The organism is Streptomyces virginiae (genome assembly GCF_000720455.1).
Lineage (GTDB): Bacteria > Actinomycetota > Actinomycetes > Streptomycetales > Streptomycetaceae > Streptomyces > Streptomyces virginiae.
This window is the reverse complement of sequence record NZ_JOAK01000083.1, coordinates 1-1,130: the sequence shown is the minus strand read 5'-3', so window position 1 is coordinate 1,130 and position 1,130 is coordinate 1. Positions and strand designations below refer to the sequence as shown.

At 75.9% G+C, this 1,130-nt stretch carries 1 protein-coding gene; it reads left to right on the top strand.

The window, feature by feature from the left end; all coding sequences use genetic code 11:
- The coding region (locus IG86_RS0138040; RefSeq protein WP_157854990.1) for a hypothetical protein at nt 1-1,097 on the top strand (1,097 nt) is incomplete at its 5' end.
- Nucleotides 1,098-1,130: the final 33 nt, after the last annotated feature.

The following is a 1,130-nucleotide window of genomic DNA, read 5'->3' as shown; positions in this document are numbered from 1 at the left end:
GCTTAGCCCCGGTCCTCGCCCCGCCCCCCGCCCCGCCCCCCGCCCCGGCCGCGGCACCCGAACCCGGCCCGGCTCCGGTGGATCCCGCCGTCCTCGGTCCGACGGCGATCAGGCTCTACACCCGGCTGCTGGAGGGCGGTCCCGCGCCGACCACCGCCCTGGCCGCCGCGCTCGGCCTGAGCGAGGACCACACCGAGCACGCCGCCGCCGAGCTGGCCCGCCACCGCCTCCTGGCCCACGACCCCGACGGCACCCGCGCCCGGTGGCGGGCCGTCAGCCCCTACACCGCCGCCGCCGAACTGGTGGGACCGGAGGAGAACCGGCTGCGCCGCCGCCTGGAGACCCTGGAACGCACCCGCGCCCGGCTCAGCTCACTGATCCCCCTGTACGAGGAGACCTACCGCCGCGGTGCCGACTCCGGCGCGGTGGAGGTGGTCGAGGCCCGTGACCGCGTCATGCTCCTCATCTCCGACGCGGCGGCCCGCTGCACCCAGGAGGTCCTCACCGTCCAGCCCGGCGGCGGCCGCCCGCCCGGCTACCTGGAGCGCGCGCTCCCGCGGGACCTGGAGATGCTGGGCCGCGGAGTGCGCCTGCAGACCCTCTACCAGCACACCGCCCGCTACAGCCCGGGCACCCAGGAGTACGTCCGGGCCGTGAGCGCGGCCGGCGCCGAGGTCCGCACCCTGGGCGAACTCTTCGGCAAGATGCTGGTCTTCGACCGGGCCACCGCCTTCCTCCCGGTCTGGGACAACCCCGACGCCGCCGTCGTCCTGCGCGAACCCTCCGCCGTCGCCTTCCTGTGCTCGGTCTTCGCCAACGCCTGGAGCCTCGCCGAGCCCTTCTCCGCCTCCTACACCGCGACCACCTCCACCCAGCTGCAGGACACCATCGCCGGCCGGCTGGCCGACGGCGCCAAGGACGAGCTCATCGCCCGCAGGCTCGGCATGTCCCTGCGGACCTGCCGGCGCCACATCGCCGAGCTGATGGACGACCTCGGCGCCGAGAGCCGCTTCCAGGCCGGATACCTCCTCGCCCTGCGCTCGGCCTCCGCCGCCCCGCCCGCCACCGACCCCCACCGCGCCACCACCGCCCCCTGAAAACCCGACCCCCCTGAAACCCGCCCCGTATCC